5 protein-coding genes and 1 pseudogene are annotated in these 19,868 nt (G+C 73.1%); 1 reads left to right on the top strand and 5 read right to left on the bottom strand.

The features are described 5' to 3' along the window. Positions 1 to 59: 59 nt before the first annotated feature. The 5 genes and pseudogenes from ACWDEN_RS21405 to ACWDEN_RS21425 all read right to left on the bottom strand — a co-directional run. The gene (locus ACWDEN_RS21405) at positions 60 to 13,772 is read right to left on the bottom strand and encodes an SDR family NAD(P)-dependent oxidoreductase (RefSeq protein WP_450859891.1); all 13,713 of its coding nucleotides are present in this window, start codon (positions 13,770 to 13,772) and stop codon (positions 60 to 62) included. Positions 13,773 to 13,938: 166 nt separating this feature from the next. Next, positions 13,939 to 15,666, bottom strand: a complete 1,728-nt coding sequence (locus ACWDEN_RS21410) for a fatty acyl-AMP ligase (RefSeq protein WP_450859892.1) — start codon at positions 15,664 to 15,666, stop codon at positions 13,939 to 13,941. 441 nt (positions 15,667 to 16,107) lie between these two features. Beyond that, the gene (locus ACWDEN_RS21415; RefSeq protein WP_450859893.1) at positions 16,108 to 16,596 is read right to left on the bottom strand and encodes a hypothetical protein; all 489 of its coding nucleotides are present in this window, start codon (positions 16,594 to 16,596) and stop codon (positions 16,108 to 16,110) included. 558 nt (positions 16,597 to 17,154) lie between these two features. After that, positions 17,155 to 18,504: a lipase family protein gene (locus ACWDEN_RS21420; RefSeq protein ID WP_450859894.1), complete on the bottom strand. Its 1,350-nt coding sequence runs from the start codon at positions 18,502 to 18,504 to the stop codon at positions 17,155 to 17,157. Positions 18,505 to 18,643: 139 nt separating this feature from the next. Beyond that, positions 18,644 to 18,783, bottom strand: a pseudogene (locus tag ACWDEN_RS21425) (IS5/IS1182 family transposase); the annotation flags it as partial. 205 nt (positions 18,784 to 18,988) lie between these two features. Between ACWDEN_RS21425 and ACWDEN_RS21430 the strand changes: the two are divergent. Further along, a complete protein-coding gene (locus ACWDEN_RS21430) occupies positions 18,989 to 19,651 on the top strand; it encodes a hypothetical protein (RefSeq protein ID WP_351614572.1) in 663 nt (220 codons plus the stop codon). Positions 19,652 to 19,868: the final 217 nt, after the last annotated feature.

The raw sequence follows: 19,868 nt of genomic DNA on the forward strand, positions 1-19,868 counted from the left end.
TGCTTTCCGACAAGGTCCTTGCTCCTGACGAAGTCCTCACCAGCTGGTGCGGGACGTCCTCACTGCTGCGCCCAGGACCGGAACGCCCTCAGGTGGTCCGGTGTGACCACGGCTTCCAGGCGCTCGTCGTCCTGGTCACCGCCGCCGAGCGCGGCCACCAGTCGCCGCGCCGGTACGTTGCGCTCCGTGCGCTCCGCCGTCAGCCGGACCTTCGTGCAGCCCAGTTCCTCGGCCCGGTCGGCCAGCCACTGCAACAGGCGTTCCTCGACCCCTCGGCCGAGCGCCCGGCAGCTCATCAGCCAGCCCATGACCTCGAGTTGGTCGCGGTCCGCGCACAGGGCGAGAAGGGCGATCTGCCCGTAGTCACCGAACCGGTCCCGGGCCGCCGCCGTCCACACCTCGCCCCGCTCCCGCCACCGGGCGACGTCGCCGCCGTCGGCCGACCGGCAGTGGAGCGTGAACTGGTTGGTGCGGCGGACGAGTTGCTCGGCCCGCTGCACGTCGGCCTCGGACAGCGCCCGGATGTCGACCTCCAGCTGCAGCTGCGCGAGGAACTCCTCGAACCCGGCGGCTGCGCGGACGGTCTCCCGCTCCCGTTCCTGCGCGTAGAACCGGGCCCGCAGCACGTCCTCGGCGGTCACCGCCGCGGGGACCAGCGGCCACAACCGGCCCAGGAACTCCTCAAGTTCGTCCGCGGACGGACAGGTCACCGACAGCACCTGCGGCAGCACGGAGCGCACCTTGGCGATCTCGGCGGGGTTGTCGTCCAGGAACAGGAAGCTGTCCAGGCCGAGGCCGAGCGTGCGTGCGGCCTCGGCCAGGCGGCCCGGCTTCGGTCCCCAGGCGGCCGACAGCACGCTGAAGTGTTCCGCCTTCAGCAGGCTGTCCGGGCGGTCCAGCACGGCGCGGACCGTGGCCTCGTCGTTGTTGCTGACGAGCGCCAGCAGCGCGCCCGCCTCGCGCCACTGCAGCAGCCTTCGCGCGAGCAGGGCGCGCGGACCGGTCAGGTCGACGGCCTCGGGGCCGATCTCGCCGGCGACCCCGCCCCACAGGGTCTCGTCGCCGTCCACCGCGATCACCTTGGGCGTGGGGCGCAGCACCGCCCGTACGACGTCGGCGAGGCGCAGCGCAACGGCCGCCTGGAAGGGCGGCGTGAAGGGCAGGTGGGCCAGCCGCTCGGTCCGCTCGTCGAAGCGTTCCCCGCCAGGGTGGTGCCGGGTCCAGTCGTCGGGGCCGAGCACCGCGATGCCGGGCAGGCCGGCCAGGTCGGCGGCGACCTCGCGCTCCCACTGCGTCAGTCGGTCCTCCTGACGGGCGGCGGGCAGGAAGCCGACGACCAGCGGCTTGCGGGTGCGTTCCGACAGGGCCTTCAGTGCGGCCGGGTAGGCGGTGCGCAGCTCGGCGAGCAGCGCGTCGTCGACCGCGCCGAAGCGCTCCAGGTCCACCGCCCGCAGCAGCACCGCACCCACCGCGGTCGCGGGGTCGGCGAAGACGCCCGAGGGGTCCTGGAGACTCGCGAGCACGTGGTGGTACGGCGCCTCGGTGATCGCCGGTCCGCCGTCCGTGGCCCCGTTCTCGACGGCTGCCTGGCACATCAGCGGGAGGTTGCCCAGGGCGAAGGTGGCGGCGAGGGCCAGGGACCGGCGAGGTGCGGGCGCCGTACCCGCGGGAGCCCGGGTGCCGGCGCGCGCCGGTGCCGCAGGGTTCTCAGCCGCCTCCCCCAGCAACCGCAGGAACTCCTCCCCCAACTCGGCGGTGGTCGCGGCGTCCAGGATGTCCAGGTTGTGGTCGAGCCGGATGCTTGCCGCGTCCGGGGTCATGGTGATCATCAGGTCGAGATCGGAGTAGCCGGTGCCGACCGGCAGCACCTCCAGCCGGGTGAGCCGGCGCGAGGACCGTACGTAGTTGAAGTAGACCTCGACGAGCGGCGCGTGCTCCCGGTGCAGGCCCTGCCGGGCCAGGGTGGCCAGCACGTCGGAGAACATGGCGCCCTTGGCCAGGAGGCGCTGCAGGCGCGCATCGGTGCGGCGCAGCACCTCGGCGACCTGTTCGCCCGCGCGGGCCTCGGCCGGGAACGGCACCGGCACGCCGAAGAAGCCCACCGCGTCGTACGCGTCGGCGTGGATGCGTGTGTCCACGGGCACCGCGAGCACGAACCGCTCCCGTTCCCGCTTCCTGGCCAGCAGCACCGTCAGGGTGCCCAGGCAGAAGGCGGCGGGAGTGACGGCCAGCCTGCTCGCGGCCGCCGCGACCCGTTCCATCAGCCCGTCGGGAATCGTCACGGTCACGCTGCCGGCCCGGTACGACCGGGTCGCCGGGCGCGGCCGGGCCAGCTCCAGGTCGAGCCGTTCGCTGCCGTGGAAGTGCCCGCGCCACTCGGCGCCCGCCCCCTCACCGCCCTGCTGGGCCTCGATGAGCAGGGCGATGTCGCGGTTGGTGACGGCGTCGTCGAGCGGGGTGCCGGACAGTTCCGCGTCGACCTCCCCGGCCACGAGCAGCAGCGACTGCAGGTCGCTGACCGCGTGGTGGGCGCCGAACACCAGAATCTGGCCGTGTGCACCGCCGTCCACCAGCTCGAACCGCCACAGCGGTGTGGTCGCCAGGTCGAACGGCGGCTCCAGCAGGGCACGCAGGCGCTCGGCGCCGTCGAGTGGGCCTTCGCCGACCGTCCAGCGCAGCACCGGCTGCGCCGGCTCCCGGTCCACGCGCAGCTGCCGGACGCCTTCCTCCCCGGTGACGATGGCGGTGCGCAGGGCCGCGTGTCGCGCGACGAGCCGGGTGAGGATGCCGGTGAGCGTCTCCGAGGTGGTCGGCGCGATCAGCCGTACGGCGAGGCCGATGCCGTGGGCCGCGTCCGGCATGCCCGGCTGGGCGCTGCGCAGCAGTCGTACGACGTCGCGCGTCGCGGGCCGCAGTTCGGTTTCCGGGACCTCTCCCGCGAGGTCGCCGTGGCCGCCGGTGTCCTGCTGCGGCACGGCCCCTCGCTCCGGAAGGCCCTGGGCCAGGGCCTGGGCGAGGCCGCGGATGTCGGACGCCGCGAACACGTCCGCGGCCGGGAGCTCCACGCCCAGTTCGCGGACGAAGGCGTTGCGCAACCGCACCAGCATCAGGGAGTCCAGGCCCAGTTCCTTCAGGCCCGTGGTCGCCGACACGTCGACCACTCCCCCGGAGACCTCGCCGACCCGGGCCCGGACGTACGCCTCCAGCCAGGTGGCGCGCTCCTCGTCCGTCGTCGCCGCGCACACCTTCTTGACGAGGTCGTCCGAGGCGGCCGTGCCCGTCGGGGCGGTGACCAGGTCGCCCAGGATCGGGCGGGTGCGCACGGCGTCGGGGACGAGCGTCAGCATCTCCCGGTCCAGGGCCATCGGCGCGAGCTGGCGGCGGGCGCTCGCCAGTACCCGCTCGAACAACTCGCCTCCCTCCTGCGGAGAGAAGGCGACCAGGCCCGAGCGGCTGGTCTCGGCGGCCCTGGTGCCGGACCCGGCGACCATGCCGACACCGGCCCAGGCACCCCAGTCCAGGCTCAGCGCCCGACGGTCGGTGCGGGAGAGGTGGTGTGCCCAGGCGTCGAGGAAGGCGTTCGCCGCCGAGTACGGGCTCTGCCCGGCCGACCCGAGGAGTCCTGCCGCGGAGGCGAACAGGACCAGGTTCTGGGCCTCCGGGACCAGCTCGGTGAGGAGAGCGGTGCCCAGGACCTTCGGGGCGAGGACGCGCAGGACGCGTTCGTCGGTCAGGTTCGCCACCGTGGCGTCGTCGAGCACACCGGCGGTGTGCACGACCGTGGCGATCGGGCCACAGGCGTGCCGTACGGCGTCCAGGGCGGCCGTGAGACTTGCCCGGTCGGCGACGTCGGCGCGGGCCAGGTGCACGGTGACGCCCCGCTCTTCCAGACCCGTGATCCAGTTGCCGGCCTCCGCGTCGGGCCTGCCCCGGCTCATGAGAGCCAGCCGGCGGGCCCCGCGGCGGACCAGCCGCTCGGCGACGACGCGACCGAGACCGCCCAGACCGCCGGTGATCAGGTGCACACCATCCACGGAGGTCTCGCCGTGACCGCCGTCGTCCGGGCGGGTGCGGGCCAGCCGCGGCACCAGACGGCCGGTCCCGCGCAGGGCGACGAGCCGTTCGTCGTCGGCGTGCCTGAGCTGGGCCCACAGGGCATCGACACCGTCGGTGGGCGGCAGGTCGATCAGCGTGGTCGACAGCTCCGGGTACTCCTGCGCCACCGCGAGCCCGAAGCCCCAGGCGAGCGCCTGCTGCGGGTTGGTCACCCAGGTGCTGTCGCCGGCTGCCTGGCTGCCGCGTACGACCACGAACAGGCGCGGCGCCCGCCCCTGCGGACGGGACGCGAGGGCGCGCACCAGGTGCAGGGTGCTCAGGCAGCACAGCCGCGCCGCCTGCTCGGCCGATCCGGCGTCGCCGATCGGCGGGGCGTCGAGCGCGGTCAGCTGGACCACCTGCTCGGGCTGTCCGCCCGCGAAGGCCTCCTCCAGCAGCCGGGAAAGGTGGTCGGGGTCGGCCGGATCGAGGACGTAGCGTCCCCGTCCCTCGACGGCGAAGGCGTTGCCCCTGCGGGCGACGACGTGCGGCACCGAGGAGCCGAGCCGCTCGCCGAGGGCATCCGCCACTCCCGTGTCGTCGGCCAGGATCAGCCAGCTGCCCTTCACCGGCGGTTCCTGCGCCACCGGGCGCTGATGCCAGCGGGTCTCGAAGAGGGAGCCCTCCAGCGGTGAGAGCGCGACCAGCCGGAACTCCTCGATCTCCAGGAGGAGTTGCTCGTCCTCGTCCCAGATCCTGAGGTCCAGGGTGGCGGTGTCGCCGGACATGGAGCGCACTTCGCAGCCGGCCCAGGCAGGCGCGGTGCGCAGGCCGGTGAACCGCAGCCGTCCCGCCCCGGCGGGCACGAACGCCCGGCCCTCGGGCGCGTCCCCGGGCAGGGCCGCGGTGTGGAACGCGGCGTCGAGCACGGCGGGGTGCAGCAGGTGACCCGCGGCGGGCCTGGCGGCCAGTCGCGCCAGGGCCGCCGAGTGTCCGCGGCGGCCGTGCTCCAGGCCTCGGAAGGCGGGGCCGTAGTCGATGCCGAGGGTGGTCAGCCCGGCGTACACCGACGGCAGGTCCACGTCCTGCGTGCACCGCTCACGCGCGGCGGCGAGCCGTACGGCGTCGTGCCGCTCGTCGGCCGGGGGCTGCTCGCCGGTCACCGCGACGCGTCCGCTGACGTGCCGCTCCCACCGCGGGCGCCGCTCACCGGCGGCCGCGGAGGCGACGGTGAAGGACCGGAAGCCGTCCTGGGCGGGCCGCAGTACCAGCTGCACCCGTACGGGCCGTTCGGGATCCATCCGCAACGGCTGCACGAACACGATCTCGCTCAGCTGGACTTGGCGACCGTCCTGCACCGCAGTGGCGGCCTCCAGCACCATGTCGAGGAAGGCGGCACCGGGCAGCCAGACCTCACCGTTGACCCGGTGGTCGCTCAGATAGGCGAAGCGGCTGTCGCGCAGGTCGATGTCGCTCTGGAAGAGGTGCCGGTCGGGCTCGTCGCTGGACTGGACGTGCGTGCCGAGGAGCGGTGAGGAGCCCGTGGCGATGGCCGGGGCGGGTGTGAGCCAGTGGCGTTCGCGGGCGAAGGCGTAGGTCGGCAGATCGACGCGACGGCCTTGGGGGAACAGCGCCGGCCAGTCGGGCGTGTGGCCCGCGACGTACAACTCGCCCACCCTGCGCAGCAGGACGTCGGGTCCGTCCTGCTGACGGTGCAGTGAGCCGATGCCGGCCACGTCGATGCCGGCTTCGGCGGCCACAGCCTCGATGGACGACAGCAGCGACGGGTGCGGGCTGAGCTCGACGAAGTAGCGGTAGCCGTCGTCCAGCATCCGTCGGACGGTGTCGGCGAAACGGACGGGCTGCCTGAGGTTGGCGTACCAGTAGTCGGCGTCCAGCCGGTCGCCGGAGACGGGTTCGGCCAGCACCGTCGAGTACAGCGGGGTCGACGCCCGTGCGCCCCGGATGCCGGAGAAGCGGTCGAGCAGCTCCTGGCGCAGGGGTTCCATCAGCGGGGTGTGCGAGGCGAACGGCGTCGACAGCCGTCGTACGGCGATCCCCCGCTCCTCGAGCCCGCGGCGCAGCTCGGCCAGCGCGTCGGCGGCGCCGGAGACGGCCGTGGAGCCCGCGCTGTTGACCGCGGCGACGAACAGTCGGTCCGCGTAAGGGGCGAGGAGTTCCTCGACCTGCGCCCGCGGCAGTTCCACCGCGGCCATGCCGCCCTGACCGACCTGCGGGACGACGGCCTGGGCCCGCCCGGCCACCACGGATACGGCGTCGTCCAGGCCGAGGGCGCCCGCGCTGTAGGCGGCGGCGATCTCGCCCAGGCTGTGCCCGACCACGGCGTCCGGGGTGACGCCGAGGTCCCGCCATGCGGCGGCCAGCGCCGCGTTGACCGCGAACAGCACCGGTTGCAGGCACTCGGTCCGGTGCAGCGGGGAGAACTCCTCGGGCGCTCGCAGCGCGTTGAGCACCGACCAGCCGACGTGCCGCTGCACCGCTTCGTCGATCCGGGTCAGCTCCTCGCGGAAGGCCTGCGATCCGGACAGCAACTCCAGGCCCATGCCCGGCCATTGACCGCCGTGCCCGGCGAAGACGAAGGCCACCTTGCCCGTCTCCGCCTCGCGCGGCGTGGCCGGTCGCGCCCGTCCGCTGCCCACGGCGTCGAGCGCGGCGCGCAGTTCGTCCCGGTCGCCCGCCGTGACCGCCGCCCGCCAGGCGAAGTGGCTCCGGTGCCGGGCCAGGGTGTAGGCGACGTCCGGCAGCGCGGTGTCACCGGTGAGGTGCCGGGCCAGCCGTGTGGCCTGCCCCCGCAGCGCGGCCTCGCTCCGCCCGGACAGCACGAACAGTCGCCTTCCCGGCGGGAGTTCGCGTGCGGGCTCGGGCGCCGGCGCGGACGGCGGGGGCTCCTCGACGATCACATGGGCGTTGGTCCCGCTGATTCCGAAGGCGCTGACCCCGGCCCGCCGGACCCGCTCCCCCGCCGCCGGCCAGGGCACGGCCTCCTGCAGCAGGTGCAGGCCGCTGCCGTCCCACTCGACGTGCCGACTCGGTGTGCCGGCGTGCAGGGTGGCCGGCAGCATCCGGTGGCGCAGCGACTGCACCACCTTGATCAGCCCGGCGATGCCCGAGGCGGCCTGCGTGTGCCCGAGGTTGGACTTCAACGAGCCCAGGTACAGCGGGCGGTGCCGGGGACGGGTGTCACCGAAGACCTGCGCCAAGGCGTTCGCCTCGATCGGGTCGCCCAGCGTCGTGCCCGTGCCGTGCGCCTCCACGTAGTCGATGTCGGCGGGTTCGAGGCCGGACAGCTCCAGGGCCCGCCGGATCACCTGTTCCTGCGCCGGGCCGTTGGGCGCGGACAGGCCCTGGCTGCGGCCGTCCTGGTTGACGGCCGTGCCGCGCAGCACCGCCAGCACCTCGTCGCCGTCCCGCCGCGCGTCGCTCAGCCGCTTCAGTACGAGCATGCCGACACCCTCGGCCCAGATGGCGCCGTCGGCGTCGTCGGAGAAGGAGCGGCAGCGGCCGGTCGGGGACAGGCCCCGCAGCCGGCTGAACTCCACGAAGGTCTGCGGGGTCACCATGAGCGTCACACCGCCGGCCAGCGCGAGGTCGCACTCGCCCGACCGCAGCGCCTGCGCCGCGAGGTGCACCGCGACCAGCGATGACGAGCAGGCCGTGTCCACCGTCAGCGCCGGGCCGTGCAGCCCGAGCGCGTACGCCAGCCGGCCCGAGGCCACGCTGAGCGCCGACCCGGTGCCGACGTATCCGTCCAGCTGGTCGAGTCGGGAGCCCGAAAGGTAGTCGCTGCCGAACATGCCGACGTACACGCCGGTGGTGCTGCCCGCCAGTTCGGCGGGCACGATCCCGGCGCGCTCCAGCGCCTCCCACGCGGTCTCCAGGAGCAGTCGCTGCTGGGGGTCCATGGCGGCGGCCTCCTTCGGGGTGATGCCGAAGAAGCCCGCGTCGAAGGACTCGATGTCGTCCAGGAAGCCGCCTTCGCGGGCGTAGGACTTGCCCGGGGCCTCCGGGTCGGGGTCGTACAGCGACTCGACGTCCCAGCGCCCGGCCGGGAAGGGGCCGATCGCGTCACGGCCCTCGGCGACCAGCTGCCACAGCTCCTCGGGGTCGCCCACGCCGCCCGGCAGGCGGCAGGCCATGGCCACCAGGGCGACCGGCTCGTCGTGCGCCGCGGCGCGGGTGTGAGGCGCGGCGGACGCGGGACGGCCGGCGGTGGGGCCGCTCGTCGCGATCACGGTGGCCAGCAGGTGCTCGGTGAGGCGGGCCGGGGTGGGGTGGTCGAACAGCAGGGTGGCCGGGAGCCGGGAGCCGAGGCGGGCACCGATGCGGTTACGGAGCTCCACCGCCGTCACCGAGTCCATGCCGAGGTCGCGCAGCGGCAGGTCGGGGCGGACGGATTCCGCCGAGCGCAGACCGAGGGCGCGGGAGGCCTCCTCGCGGACCAGGGCCAGGAGACGGTCGGCGCGGTCGGCCTCCGGCAGCCGGGCCAGCCGTCCCTCCAGGCCGTCGGCGCCGTCCTGCCCGGCGCGGGGCGCGGGCAGCAGCGAGCGCCACAGCGCGGCCGCGTCGCCGCCCGCGCCGGCCGTGGTCTCGCGCAGGCGGGGCAGGTCCAGCGCCCAGGCGACCAGGTGCGGGGCGCCCCGGCGCAGCGCGAGTTCGACGAGGTCGCGGCCCTGTTCCGGGGTGAGGGCGCGGTGGCCGAGGCGAGCCATCCGCTCCAGGTCGGCGTGTTCGGCGGCGAGGCCCTCGCCCGCCCAGGCGCCGAAGGAGACCGACAGGGCGGGCAGCCCCAGGGCGTGCCGGTGGTGGGCGAGCTGGTCGAGGAAGGCGTTGGCGGCGGCGTAGTTGGCCTGGCCCGCGTTGCCGACGACCCCGGCTGCGGAGGAGACCAGCAGGAACAGGTCGAGCTGTAGGTCGGCGGTGAGCCGGTGCAGGTGGGCGGCGCCGTCGGCCTTGGGGCGCAGCACCCGCGCGAGGCGTTCGGGGGTCAGCTCGGCGACCACCCCGTCGTCCAGGACGCCGGCGCAGTGCACGACGCCGCGCAGTTCACCGGCGACGGCACCGACGATGCCGGCCAGGGCCGCGGCATCGGCGACGTCGCACGCCGCCACCTCCACCTCGGCACCGAGCGCTGCCAGTTCGGCGGTGACCTCGGCCGTGCGCGGGTCGTCGGCGCCGCGCCGGGACGTCAGCAGCAGGCGGGGCACGCCCCGTTCGGCGAGGAGCCGTGCGATGTGGCGTCCGACGGCGCCGAGGCCTCCGGTGATCAGTACGGTGCCGTCGATGGGTATCCGCACGCCGTCCCGGTCCGCGCCACGGGCGCGCACGAGGCGCGGCACGAGCAAGGTGCCCTTACGCGAGGCGAGTTCGGGCTCGTCCCCGTGAGCGACGGCGGCGATCAGGGCGGCCGCGGGATCGGTGCCGTCGAGGTCGAGCAGCGTCAGCCCGAGGTCCGGATGCTCGGCACGGGCGCTGCGCGCCAGGCCCCACAGCACCGACTGGGCCAGGCCCGGCACCGTGTCCCGCTCCCCGGCCGCGACCGCGCCGCACGTCACCCAGACGGTCCGGGCGGGCGCCTTCTCCTGTGCGAGGAGTGTCTGCAGGTCAGCCAGCGCGGCTTCCGCCATCTCCCGTGCGGCGACGGCCGGTTCGGCGTCCTCGGCCGGTCGTGGCCAGAACCGTACGAGCACTTCACCGCCGGTGTCGCGGCACTGGATGCCCGCGGCTTCGAGGCCGCGCAGGGCCGCACCTACCTCCGGGTCGGACGAGCCGCCGACGACCCTCCAGTCACCGGCCGGTGCCTCGACGGCCGGTTCGGGCGCCGCCGTCCAGGCCACCTCGTACAGGTGCCGCCCGTTGCCCGAACCGCCGGCGAGGTCCGCCGGGCTCGCGGCCCGCAGCCGTACCCCCTCCAGCCGGCCCGCGGGGAAGCCGTCACCGTCCCACAGCGTCACGTCCAGCGTGAGATCCGTGTCGGCGCCACCGGTGCGCCGCACGGACACGGTGAGCTCGTCGGCACCGGCGTGCGACAGCGCGGCGCGGCCCACGGAGACCGGCAGGAGCACCCGGGCGTCGGAGGCGGCACCTTCCAGAGCCGCGGCGACGTGCAGCGCGGCGTCCAGCAGCGCCGGGTGGACCGGGTAGGGGTCGGCCAGGTCGTGGGCCACGGACGGCAGCGACAGCCGGGCCAGCAGCTCGCCCGCGCCGGTCACCACCGCCTCCCGTACGCCCTGGAAGGCCGGACCGTAGCCGAGGCCGAGCCCGGTCAGCCGCTCGTAGGTGTCCGGGCTCCAGGCGGGCTCCGCCGCCTCCGGCCACACCGGCGTCTGCCCGGCCGCCTCGGTTGCCCCGGCCGCGGAGGCGGTGGCGTGCAGGGTCCAGCCGGTGGCCTCCTGGCCGCGCGGGCGGCTGTGCACGGTGATCTCCGGTGCCGGGCCGGCGGTGACGACCTCGACGGACACCTCGGTCGTGCCGGAGGCGGGCAGGACGAGGGGTGCGAGCAGCAGCAGGTCGGTCACGTCGGCCGGGTCGTCCGGGCGGGCCACGGCGAGGGCGGCGCGGCACAGCTCCAGCAGGGTCGTGCCGGACACCACGGTCCGGCCGAACACGGTGTGGTCGGACAGCCAGTCGGCGGTGGCCGGGGACCACTCGTTGCGAAAGGTCCAGCGGGTCTCGTCGGCCGACTGCAACTGGACGCCGAGCAACGAGTGGGCGGCGCGGTCGAACAGACCGGGGACGCCCGCGGCGGACTCGGGTTCGATCCAGTGGCGCCGGGTGTCCCAGGCGTAGGTCGGCAGGTCCGCCCAGGTGGCGCCGGGGACCAGGCGCCTCCAGTCCATCCGCCGTCCGTGGACGTGCAGTTCGGCGGCGGCGCGGTCCAGGCAGGCGGGTCCGTCCTCGTCACGGCGCAGGGAGCCGACGGCGACCAGCTCGTGGCCGCGGTCCTCGCCGATCGTGTGCAGGGCGGTGAGCAGGGACGGGTGCGGGCTGAGCTCGACGAAGTGGCGGTAGCCGTCGGCCGCCATGCGCTCCACGGTGGGCGCGAAGCGGACGGGTTCACGCAGGTTGGTGTACCAGTAGTCGGCCTCCAGTTCCTCGGTGACCGGCTCACCGGTGACAGTGGAGTACCAGACGACCGACGTGGGGTACGTGGTCACGCCGTCGAGCTCGTCGAGGATCGTCGCACGGACCGGCTCGACCTGGGCGCTGTGGGAGGCGTAGTCGACGTCGAGGCGGCGGACGAAGACCTGTTCCCGGTCCAGGTCGGCGAGCAGGCCCTCCAGCGGCTCCACGTCACCGGCGATCACGGTCGCCCGGCCGCTGTTCACGGCGGCGACCGAGACCCGGCCACCGAGACCGTCGAGGCGGGTGACGACCTCGGTGTGCGGCAGGCCGACGACGGCCATGGCACCGGTGCCGGACAGCTCGGTCAGGGCGCGGCTGCGCAGGGCGACGACCGCGGCCGCGTCGTTGAGGCTGAGCGCGCCGGCGACGCAGGCCGCGGCCACTTCGCCCTGGCTGTGCCCGATCACGGCGTCCGGCCGGACGCCACGGGCCCGCCACACGGCGGCCAGGGACACCATCACCGCGAAGAGCACCGGCTGGACGACGTCCACGCGGTCCAGGGACGGGGCTCCCGCCTCGCCGCGCAGGACCGCCGCCGCGGACCAGACGGTGAACGGTCGCAGGGCGGCGTCGCAGCGGTCGAGTTCGTCGGCGAACACGGCATCGCCTTCGAGCAGGTCCCGTGCCATGCCGGCCCACTGGGCGCCCTGTCCGGGGAAGACGAAGGCGACCTTGCCCGCGGGCAGCGTCCGCCGGGGGCCGGCGGTCAGGCCGGGGTCGGGCCGGCCTTCCGCAAGGGCCCGCAGCGCGGTCAGCAGTTCGTCCCGGTCGGCCGCCCGGACGACGGCACGGTGCTCGAAGTGAGTGCGGTGGTGGGCCAGCGTGGCGGCCACGGCGGGCAGCGCCAACTCCGAGTGCACGACAAGGCGTTCGTTCAGTCGAGCCGCTTGTGCCTGGAGCGCGGGAAGCGTGCGGGCGGAGAGCGGGAAGAGCGTCGGGCCGGGCAGCTCCGCCTCCGCCCCGGTCTGTGCGACGACGTCCTGCGGTGCCTCCTCCAGCACGACGTGGGCGTTGGTGCCGCTGATGCCGAACGCGCTCACCCCCGCCCGCCGCACTCGGTCGCCGCCGCGCGGCCACGGCCGGGCGCTGCCGTGCACGGCCAGCCCGCTGCCCGCCCAGTCGATGTGCTCGGTGAGGGTCTCGGCGTGCAGGGAAGCCGGTATGAGCCCGTGCCCGAGGGCGAGCACCGTCTTGATCACGCCGCCGATGCCCGCGGCGGCCTGGGTGTGACCAATGTTGGACTTCAGCGAGCCGACGCCGAGCGGCCGGTCGGCGGGGCGGCCCGGCCCGAACACGGCGGCCAGTGCGCGGCCCTCGATGGGGTCGCCGAGCCGGGTGCCGGTGCCGTGCGCCTCGACGTAGTCCACCTCGCCGGGTGCAAGTCCCGCGGCGTCGAGGGCGGCGCGCAACACCCGTTCCTGCGCGGGGCCGTTGGGGGCGCTCAGCCCCTGGCTGCGGCCGTCCTGGTTGATGGCCGAGCCCTTGACCACGGCGAGCACCCGGTCGCCGTCGCGTCGTGCGTCGGCGAGCCGCTTGAGCAGCACCACACCGCAGCCCTCGGCCCACACCACACCGTCCGCGTCGGCGGAGAAGGGGCTGCACCGCCCGGACGGCGACAGCCCGCGCAGCCTGCTGAACTCCACGTGCCCGCGCGGGGTCACCAGCAGGCTCGCGCCGCCCGCGAGCGCGAGGTCGCACTCACCTGCCGCCAGCGAGCGGGCCGCCAGGTGCAGGGCGACGAGGGAGGAGGAGCAGGCGGTGTCGACGGTGACCGCCGGGCCCTGCAGACCGAGGGTGTAGGCGATGCGCCCGGAGGCCACGCTCGGCGCCGAGCCCGTTCCGACGTGCCCGTCGAGCCGGGCCAGCGAGGCGGAGGCGAGGTATCCGCTGTCGTACAGGCCGATGTAGACGCCCGTGGAGCTGCCGTGCAGCGTCTCGGGGACGATCCCGGCCCGCTCGATCGCCGCCCAGCTGGTCTGCAGCAGCAGCCGCTGCTGCGGGTCCATGGCGTCGGCTTCGCGGGGCGAGATCCCGAAGAAGGGCGCGTCGAAGCGGTCGATGCCGTCGAGGAAGCCGCCGCGCAGCGTGTACGCCTTGCCGGTGGCCTCGGGATCGGGGTCGTACAGGCCCTGGGTGTCCCAACGGCCCGCCGGTACTTCGGAGATGGCATCCTCGCCGGTGGCAAGCAGCCGCCACAGCCCTTCGGGGTCGTCGGCGCCGCCGGGGAAGCGGCAGGCCATGGAGACGATGGCGATGTCGTCCTCCGCCACCCGCGCTGGAGTCCCGGCGGAGGCGGGGTCGGCCTCCGGGGCGGCCGGCTCGCCGAGGACCGCGTCGGCCAGCGCGGCGATCGTGGGATGGTTGAAGACGAGCGACGGCTCCAGGGGCCGGCCGGTCCGTTCGGAGAGTTCGGCGGCCAGCGTCACCAACTGCCGTGAACCGAGCCCGAATTCCGCGATCGGCCGGTCCGGGTCGACGGCGAGCGGGTCGAGTCCGGCCGCCTCGGCGACGGCCGACCCCAGCCAGGCCCGTACGTCCTCGGCGGTGGCGAGGGGCATGGTGGTGGACTGCTTCTGGTGCTCGTTCGCAGGCATGTGGGCAGGCGTCCTCAAGCAGCGGTGATGCGGGCGGATTCCGCACGACCGCATGAGGCAGCGGCGTACGGCTGGAATCGGGTGACGTACGGCCGCGGAGGGCGGGCGTACGGCCAGTGCGACGGCGGGCCGCCGCCGGCGCGGGCATGCGCCGGCGGCGCAGGGGTCAAGCCGTGACGGGCACGCCGACCACGGCGAGGGTGCCGTCGAGGTACGCCGCCCGGGAGGCGCGGCGCTGGATCTTCCCACTGGACGTCTTCGGGATGGTGCCGGGGTGGACCAGTACCACGTCCCTCACCGACAGGCCGTGGGCCTCGCCGATCGCGCTGCGCACCAGGTCGGTGATCTTCTCGGCCTCGCCGGTCGCCTCGGGCGCCACCTCGGCCACCACGACGACCTGTTCGCCCTCCACGCCGCCGGCGTCCACGGAGAACGCGGCGGTGCAGCCGGGCCGCAGTGCCGGGTGGGACAACTCCGCGGACAGCTCCAGGTCCTGCGGGTAGTGATTGCGCCCGTCGATGACGACGAGGTCCTTCAGGCGGCCGGTGACGAACAGTTCGCCGTCACGCAGGAAGCCGAGGTCGCCCGTGCGCAGGAAGTGGCCCTCGCGGCCGGTGAGGGTGGCGCGGAAGGTCTCGCGGGTGGCCAGGGTGTTGCGCCAGTAGCCCTTGGCCACGCTCGCGCCGGCGACCCAGATCTCACCGACCTCGCCCTCGGGCAGTTCCTCCTGCCGCTCGGGGTCGGCGATCACCACGGTGATCCCCGTCCCGGGCCGGCCACAGCCCACCGCGGCCGCGTCCGCCTCACCGGCATGCGGGCCGCTTTCGGCGGCCGCCACCAGGGTGGGCGGGGCGTCCACCGCTCCGCCGGTGACCATCAAGGTGGCTTCGGCCAGGCCGTAGCAGGGGTAGAACGCCTCACGGCGGAAGCCGGCCGCGCGGAAGGTCTCGGTGAACCGTCGCAGCGTGGCCGCGCGCACGGGTTCGGCACCGTTGAAGGCGACCTTCCACGCGCTCAGGTCGAGGCTGTCGACCAGGTCGTCGGTGGCGTGCTTCAGGCACAGCTCGTAGGCGAAGTTGGGGCCGCCGCTGGTGTGCGGCCGGTAGCGGCTGATCGCGGTCAGCCAGCGGTCGGGGCGCTGCAGGAAGTGCAGCGGCGAGAAGAGCGTGGCCGTGGCGCCCAGGTACAGCGTGTTCAGGATCGGGCCCATGAGGCCCATGTCGTGGTAGACGGGGAGCCAGCTGAGGATCAGCTCCCCGCCGTGCTCCGCGAGGGCGTCCGGGGTGTGGCCCATACGCTCGGTGATGATCCGCTCGTTGTCCAGCAGGTTGCCTTGGGTGACCACCACACCGCGCGGGGCGGAGGTGGACCCCGAGGTGTACTGCAGGAAGGCCACCGAGTCGGCGCTGAGGTCGGGAGCGTGCCAGGAGCCCGCGGCGTCGTCGGGGATGTCCTCCGTGGCGACGCAGGTGACCGCGTCCAGTTCGGGCAGGTGCCCGGTCCAGGTGCGCAGGGCGCCGATGACCTCCCGGCCGCCCAGGATCACCTTGGCGTCGGAATCGGCCATCAGACGCTTCATCCGGGTCAGGGCGCGGTGGTTCTGCGACCGTCCCTGCGGGGGCACGCCCGGCACGGCGACCACGCCGGCGGCGAGGCAGCCCAGAAAGGCGGAGACGAACTCCAGGCCCGGCGGATGGAGCAGCAGGGCGCGCGAGCCGGCCAGGCCGCGGTCCTGAAGCCAGGCGGCGACGGCCCGGGAGCGGTGGGCCAGTTGTCCGTAGGAGATCTCCTGGATGTCCCCGTCGCAGTCGCCGGTGAGGAGGTACCGGTAGGCGGTACGGTCGGGCTGTTGCTGGGCGTGTACGGTCAGTAATTCGACCAGGGAACGAGCCATGATGTCGAGTCCCACCTGTCCGGGTCAGCGGGTGAGGGAACTGGAGTTCGACGGCCGCGTCATGTGCACGCACAGAAGCCGTTTGACCCGGCCCCCTTGCCAGGTCATCCATCTCGCCACTCCCCCGGCGGCGAGACGGGCACAGGTCTCCCCGTGTCCCCCCACTCAACTTGCTACCAATGAGTAACATGATAACAAGTCCCACGGGTCGACAGGTCGAACGCATGTAAACGCTGTGTGTCCAAAAGGAGTTGGCTGTCCGCCGGCTCCGCCGGGCCGGCTCGCCCGCCCACGCACTCGACGCCCGCCCGACGACCGGAGCCGGCCGAGCACGTCCGCCGTGCCGTCGGCCGGCTACAAGGCGTCCTGCACCGTGGCGTGGACCATGCCGCGCTTGCGCATCACGGCCCGATGGCCGGACCGGCACGGGAGCCCGACGGATCACTCCGTACAACTCGACCTTGGACTTCGGCCCCATCGGCACCAACACAGCGGGGGATGCCGCACCGGAGGGGTTGATGATGCGTGGGCCGCCGCACCGATCCGGTCATCGGGCCTGCCCACCACGTCCCGCGCGTCCAGCGCCACCGGATGGTCCTCACCCAGCCGCGCCCCGGCCCGGTCGGCGACGGAATGCGGGAGCACCATGGCCACGCCGCAGTCCGCTGTCTCGTACACCTGCCGCACCAGCCGCACGCCAAGGGCCGCCGACAACTCCCCCGGTGCCGTCTCCAGCAGGCGCGAACCGTGCGGGGCCAGCAGGGCGAGCGGGCGGCGCACCAGGGGCGCCTGCGTGCCCCGCTCTGGCAGCGCCTCCTCCACCAGCCGTACGGCCACCTCACCGAGGACGCTGCGCTGCCCGTGGGAAGTGCCACAGCCGCCCATGCCGTGCACGACGTACATCGCGCCACCGTGGCCAGCCACGGCCATGCTCAGCGCCTGGCAGAGTTCCGTCCGGTCGCGCAGCGGCCTGGGCGGGCGCCCGACAAGCGCAACACGGACGGAGTCGGGGGCGGTCGGCCTGGATCCGCCGACGTCTGAAAGATCCGACCCTGCTCCGACGCCGGCGCCCCCGTTCGCTCATCGCTCGGTGATGTGCTGGTCGCGTCCGGCTTGGTAGACCCGGCCGCTGCCGGAGACGTCGGCGTTCAGCCGGATATCGACCGAGGGTCGCTGGTCCGTGAGCTGCGGGGTCATCTCCGCCAACGGTCGTCGATCTCGGGCCCCATGACCGCCTCCTTGTCAAACAGCCGCCGATAGTGGTCCGAATCCGGCGTCTTCGGCTTGGCAGTGAAGACGCCGCGGACCTCGCGGTCCTCGCAGTCCTCGCGGCCCCCCCTGCTGCTCGTCACAGCGCCGCTGCGACGGCATGCGCGGCGGCGGTGGCGGCCAGGAGGTGCCGTACTCCGGCAACAGACCTCTTACACCTCAGGCGGGGTGCCTCATTGCGGGATTCGGGCGCGCCGGGGCGTCCGGGGGTACCAGGTGTCAGGACGTGGAGGCCGGTTTCTGCGGCTCCAGGGAGTTGCCCGCGGGTATGTGGCCGCAGTCGGACGGGGCCGTCCTGCCCGCGAACCGGTCACTCAGCCAGCCTAGTGCGCCGGACGCCCAGGCCACGGCTGTGGGGACGTGGCTGAGCAGGTTGTACTGCTGGTACTTGATCGACTCGTTGCCGGTGGAGCAGTACTGCCGGGCGAGCGCGCGGACGTCTCCGGCGACCATGACCCCATCGCCGGATCCGATACCCGCAGGGTTGCTGAAGGTTCCCTCCGTGACGCCCTCGCCGCCCTGGGCGATGAACCCGGGCACGGTCGGGGTGGCGGCCGACCCGAGGTTCATCTTGTTCACCGCCTCGACGAAGGGGAGCACCGAGTTCGGGTCGGCGTACTGCGGCTTCATCATCTTCTTCCACGTCAGCCCGGGGTAGTGGCCCAGTGCGTCGAGGAGCGAACCGTGCTCCTCCAGCCTGTTGTACACCTCCAGGCCATAGCTGCTCAGGTACGGCTTGAGGTCGATCCTGTACGCCCGGCCGGCCCCGATGATCGCCATGGGGATGACACCGGACCACAGGACGGAGCCGTCGACGTACGTGAGATTGTGGGCCGGGTCGACGAGCAGGCCGCCTTCGGCGAAGCCCACCAGCCGCTCGTTCACATCGGGCGCGTAGCTCGGCGCGAGCGCGGCCGCCCAACCAGTCGCGATGGAACCGCCTGAGTAGCCGAGCAGGCCGACCCGGGTGTCGGCATTCATGCCGGTGTCCGCGGACGACCGGGTCGCGGCCCGGATCGAGTCCAGCGTGTTGGCCGCGTACTCCGGCCCGGCCGCGAAGTCGGCGGTTTGCCCCTCGGTGTCGGGGATGACGACGTTGTAACCCTGCAACAGCAGCGGCACCAGGAAGAGGTTCTCGGAGTTGGCCATGACACCGCCCAGACTGACGTCACCGGCGACGGCCCGGGACGGCCCGTCCGCAGGGTCGAGGGAGTCGTAGTACGACTGATAGGACACAGCCATGCTGCTCTCGCCTCGCAGACTGCGCACCACCGTAGTCACGTTGGCAGTCGGCCGGCCCTGCGCGTCCGCCGTGCGGTAGAGCAGTTGGACCGCCTTCACCGGAGTGGGAATGCCCTCGATGTGGTACGTCAGTGTCCGCTTCTTCAGCACGGTGCCGGGCTCGTACGAGGACAGCGGCTTGCCGCCGTCGTAGGTGTAGAACGGGTCATCCGCCGCAACCTTCGACGGTACGGAAGGAGCGGCCACGGCCGCGGCGGCCGGAGTGACGGTAACGGCCAGGGCGGCAACCACTGTGGTCGCCAGGTACCGAACGGTGCTCTCTCTCATGACTCCCCCGGGATCGTGAAACAGGCCACGCAGTTGATGCCGATTCAAGTTACCAACAGGTAACACCTCTGTATAGAGTCACGTGAAAGGAGCCCGTCGCTCGGCGCTCAGGTCAGAGCCCGTGGACGGGGTCGTCCGGTCATGACGCGAGGGCGAGGTTGTGCATGTGGGCAACGGCCTGGACCGCGTGATGGAGACCTCGCCACGCTGGCGGCAGTCGCGGAGAATCTTGTAGTTCTCCATCCGGCCGATGGCATGTTCCTGGCGGGCACGGACCCGAAGTGCGGCTCGAGCCGGGCCCAGGTCCCACGCGCTCTGACTGTCGTGACCTGGTTGAGCGTTGGCTGACCGCTTTGCTTAGGGGTGGTACAGACCTGCTCGCTGAGATTCCCCACCCACCCGTCGCCGTCGCGCATCCCCTCATCCGGTCCTGACGTGCGGCACAATCGCGGTCAACTGGGCGGACAACGGTGAGGGTGGGAACGTGGGGCGTCTTGGCTCGCGAAGCAGGCGTAAGGGCATACCGAACGAGCCGGCGCTGCTGGCTGCGGCTGCCGAGAATCCCGGTGGCAGCGTCGCCGAGATCGACCCGACGTATATCGACGACCCGAACGGCTACGTACCTCCCGAGGCGATCCGCGGCGCGTGGTTGGTGGACAGCAGCGGGAAACTGACAGGTGAGTACCAGGAGAATCCCCGTCACGGGGTGCCACAGGACGATTTCAGCAAGCTCACTGATCCTGATCACTGGCTTGGCTGGCTCGGCGATGATCCCGCGACCGCCGTCCGCAAGGGCATCGAAGAGTCCTTGCGCGCCCAAGTGGCAGACGCAGTGCTTGAGTGGGTCAAGATCCTTGAAACGCCCCGGTTTCTCACGGGTGGGCGTCGACATTCTCAGGACGAACAAGTCATGTTGGTCACCCGAGCGGCACTCGCCGCGCCGTTTGCGTTGTCCGTGCGCACAACGCAGCACGGGCGTTCCATCCTCCTGGGAGTGTTCTCCTGGGCGGCGGTGAACCTCTCACCGCCCGGAGTCCGCAAGGATCGGCACTGGTTTGACCTGGGCGTCGGGCTGGACTGGGCCGGTGAACGGCTTCAAAAGCGGATCTACGAGATTGACGGTGAGGACGGCACCGCCGAGCGATAGAGCGGCAATGCCACGCCGTACCAGCGATCGGAGCGGACACATGACGCCGTAGGCGCCCTTGAGGGGAGGGGCCGTCCGAACCCTCAACTGGCGGGCGAATCCAGCCCATCCGTTCACCGCGCAACCAAGTGGGGAATGCAAGCAGCCCTGGGGATTTCTCTTCACGTTCACAAGGCGGATCACCGCCACGCCGTCGTGACGCGGGAGGTGGTCCCCG

The organism is Streptomyces sp. NPDC001153 (genome assembly GCF_053598315.1).